The organism is Nocardia carnea (assembly GCF_029868855.1).
GTDB lineage: Bacteria > Actinomycetota > Actinomycetes > Mycobacteriales > Mycobacteriaceae > Nocardia > Nocardia carnea_A.
The window spans coordinates 1-3,812 of sequence record NZ_JARWOV010000167.1 but is presented as its reverse complement, the minus strand read 5'-3'; the positions used below and the strand labels follow the sequence as shown (position 1 = coordinate 3,812).

The following is a 3,812-nucleotide window of genomic DNA, read 5'->3' as shown; positions in this document are numbered from 1 at the left end:
GGACCCGACCACGGATATCACCGCCACTTCCGAGATCGCCGAGGTGTGGCGTCGCGGTGTGCGTCAGGTCCGCCGATGACGGCGGCCGTGGGGGGCCCCGGGGGCCGGGCCGCGGTGAGGGGGGGGGGGGGGGCGGGGGGGGGGGACCCCCCCCCGGGCGGGCCCCTCCCGGTGTGCGGGTTCGGCCGCCGCCGTACCGGTCACCGAAGCCGGCACGGCTGCTATCGTCGTGGAGTCATCGAGATACAGGAGACCGACCGTGGTTGGTGAACTCGACATCTCCGGGGTCACCCGGCTCTGACGGCCACCAGTTGGGCGCATACGGGCGCCGCTGTCGTGGCCATGTCGTCGTCCATCGATCACTTTCCCGGCGCAACCGCACGCCGGACGACATACGAGGTCTCCCCCATGGCTGATGCCTGCATCGTCTGTTCCAACCTGTCGTTCTCCTGGCCGGACGACACCCCCGTCTTCACCGATCTGTCGGTCACCGTGCCTGGCGGCCGCACCGGGCTCGTCGCCCCGAACGGCGCCGGTAAAAGCACACTGCTCCGCCTGATAGCCGGCGATCTTCGTCCCTCCGCCGGCAGTGTCACCGTCGACGGAGTGCTCGGGTATCTCCCGCAAACGCTGCCGCTGACCGGCGATATGACCGTTGCCGAACTCCTGGGCATCGCCCCGGTCCTGGCGGCGCTGGAAGCCATCGAAGCGGGCGATACCGCCGAGGAACACTTCACCACGATCGGTTCGGAGTGGGATATCGAGGAACGCACCCGCGCCCAACTGGAGCGGCTGGGTATCGGCGACCTCGAACTCACCCGCCGGCTGCACACGCTCAGTGGCGGCCAGGTCGTTTCGCTGGGTCTGGCGGCTCAACTGCTCCGCCGGCCCGACGTCCTGCTGCTCGACGAACCCACCAACAACCTCGACCTGGCCGCGCGGCACCGGCTCTACGATCTGCTCGGCGACTGGAACGGCTGTCTGCTGCTGGTGAGCCACGACCGGGCGCTACTGGATCGGATGGACCGGATCGCCGAACTGCACGCCGGTGAGATCAACTACCACGGTGGCAATTTCACCGAATACGAACATGCGGTTCGGGCCGCGCGGGAGGTCGCGGAGAAGAACATCCGCAATGCCGAACAGGAGGTCAGACGCGAGAAACGGGAGTTGCAGCAGGCCCGGGAGCGCGCCGCCCGCCGCGCGAGCACCGCGGCCCGCAATCTCGGCAATGCCGGTCTGCCGAAGATCTTCGCGGGCACCATGAAACGTAATGCGCAGGAATCGGCGGGCCGCGCCGACGGTACGCACACCGCGCGCGTCGATGCCGCCCGGGCCCGGCTCGATCAGGCCGAACGAGCGCTGCGTGCGGACCAGAAGATCGCGCTGCAACTGCCCGGAACCAATGTCCCGGCCGGGCGCACCGTATTCCTCGGTGAAAATATCCGCTATCGCGTCGGCGACCGGCAGATATTCGCCGAACCCGGCGTCGACCTGGCGATCCGCGGGCCCGAACGGATCGCGCTGACCGGCCCGAACGGCGCCGGGAAATCCACCCTGCTGCGCATTCTCCACGGTGAGCTGCCCGCCGAATCCGGCGAGATCGCCCGAGCCGACGGCCGGGTGGCGTATCTGTCGCAGCGGCTGGACCTCCTCGACCCCGACCGCACCGTGGCCGAGAACCTGGCCGCCGCCGCCCCCGAACTCCCGGTGGCCCAGCGAATGAACCTGCTGGCCCGCTTCCTGTTCCGGGGTTCCCGGGTGCATCTGCCGGTCGGTGCCCTCTCCGGCGGCGAACGGTTGCGGGCCACGCTGGCCTGCATCCTCTTCGCCGAGCCGGCGCCGCAGTTGCTCCTGCTCGACGAGCCGACGAACAACCTGGATCTGGTCAGCGTCGGACAGCTGGAGAACGCGCTCAACGCCTACGAGGGAGCCTTCGTCGTGGTGAGCCACGACGAACGCTTCCTCGCCGAAATCGGCGTCCAGCGCTGGCTGCGCCTGTCCGAGGGATCACTGTCCGAGGTGGCCGCACCGGTGACCGACAGCTGACGGGCACACCGATACGGCTACGCGGCGGCCCCCGACGGAACACGTTCGATACTGCCGGATTCCATGGCCACCCACAGAGCGCCGTCGGGGCCGACCGCCAAGCCGTGCGGTTCGTTGCCCGGCAGCTCCGTTTCGGTGATCTCGCCCGTCAGGGTGATACGGCCGAGCCGCGAGGTCGCCCATTCGGTGAACCACAGGGCGCCGTCCGGTCCCGCGATGATCGCGTGGGGCCGGGCGCCGCGGTCGGGGAGCGGAAATTCGGTGATCTCGCCGTCGAGGCCGATCCGCCCGATCTGGCCGGCGCCGATCTCGACGAACCACAGGGCGCCGTCCGGTCCGGGAGTTATACCGACCGGCATGGCCTGCTCGGTGGGCAACCGATACTCGGTCGTCGCTCCCGTGAGATCGGTGCGGCCGATCGCATTGCCCTGGTTGAGGGTGTACCACAGCGCATCATCGGAACCGGTGGCGATCATCGAGGGCATACCGGCGGCCGGGAACCGGGTGATGGATCCGTCGCCGGCCAACCGGCCGATCCGGCCGGCCTGGAGTTCGGTGAACCACAGCGCCCCGTCCGGTCCGGTGGTGAGCCCGTACGGAGATTCGGCCGGGAACCAGGCGAGATCGCCTGCCGCGGTGATCCGGCCGAGGCGGTTACCGCGAGACTCACTGAACCACATGGCGTCTCCGGGGCCGGGCACGATCACCGTCGGCTGTCCGCCCGGTGGATCCAGCGGATAGGTCTGCACCTCACCGTCGTCATGTCGCCCGACCGCGCCGGTCTCGGCCATGGTGAACCACAGCGCACCGTCCGGACCGAAGCTCAACCCGTACGGCGATCCGGAAACCTGGATCACACCCACCTCCTGCTCCTCGCACCCTGCGGACAGCATGTCCGCGCCGAGCCACCGAACCGACGCCGGCCGCGGATCGATGACAGAAGAGTCGAGCCTGCCATATCCACTGTGGGGACGGCGACCCCGCAGTGGCCACAGTCGAATCGGCCGCCGACTAACCTGCAGGAGACAGATCCCGCGCGATTACCGGAGAGACAGGAATATGCCCGGCACCCGTACCCGCCGCAGCGACGCCGAAGTGGTGGCGGCCGTCCGTGCCGCAGTAGTCGAGGAACTCGCCGCGGTGGGGCTGGGCAGGCTGACGATGGACGGTATCGGGCAGCGCGCCGGTATCGCGAAGACCTCGCTGTACCGCCGCTGGGATTCCCCGCACGCGATCCTGCTGGACGCGTTGCACGCGGGCTTCCCGCAGGAACAGCCCACCCCGTCACCGACCGACGATCTGCGGCACGACCTCATCGAGGCGCTGCGGCTCATGGTGGCCTGGCTGGCCACGCCCGTCGCGCAGGCCACCGCCGCGATCCTGGCCGAACGCGCCCGCTACCCGGAGCTGGCCGAGGCCGTCTACACACAGGTATTCGACGCCAAGGGCAGCCGGTTCACCGGTACAGTCCTGCGCCACTATGCGGAAACCGGCCGGATCGACCCGGCCCGCCTCACCCCCGTCGTCCTCGATATCGGGGAGGCACTGGTGCTGAAGTTCGCCCTCGACGCGGGTGAACTGCCGGGTGAGCAGACCCTGGCCGATATCGTCGACCAGGCGATCCTGCCCGCGACCGATCGTCCGGCCTGATCACCCGGGGACACTGACCGGGGGGGGGGGGGGCGGGGGGGGGGCGGCCGGCCCCCCGGGGGCCCCGGGAGGCGGTGAGGGGCTGGGGGGGGGCCGCAGAAAGAAGCCGGAAG

3 protein-coding genes are annotated in these 3,812 nt (G+C 69.7%); 2 read left to right on the top strand and 1 reads right to left on the bottom strand.

Going from position 1 to position 3,812, the window contains the following annotated elements; translation table 11 throughout:
• Positions 1-408 precede the first annotated feature (408 nt).
• Entirely contained in the window at positions 409-2,049 is a 1,641-nt protein-coding gene (locus QH195_RS15075; RefSeq protein WP_280435823.1) for an ABC-F family ATP-binding cassette domain-containing protein, read from the top strand.
• A 17-nt stretch (positions 2,050-2,066) separates the two neighbouring features.
• Here the strand turns inward: QH195_RS15075 and QH195_RS15070 are convergent, their stop codons facing one another.
• A complete protein-coding gene (locus QH195_RS15070; RefSeq protein ID WP_280435822.1) occupies positions 2,067-2,912 on the bottom strand; it encodes a Vgb family protein in 846 nt (281 codons plus the stop codon).
• 196 nt (positions 2,913-3,108) lie between these two features.
• Here QH195_RS15070 and QH195_RS15065 point away from each other — a divergent pair, with 196 nt between their 5' ends.
• Complete coding sequence (locus QH195_RS15065; RefSeq protein ID WP_280435821.1) at positions 3,109-3,699, top strand: TetR/AcrR family transcriptional regulator; 591 nt, start codon at positions 3,109-3,111, stop codon at positions 3,697-3,699.
• Positions 3,700-3,812: the final 113 nt, after the last annotated feature.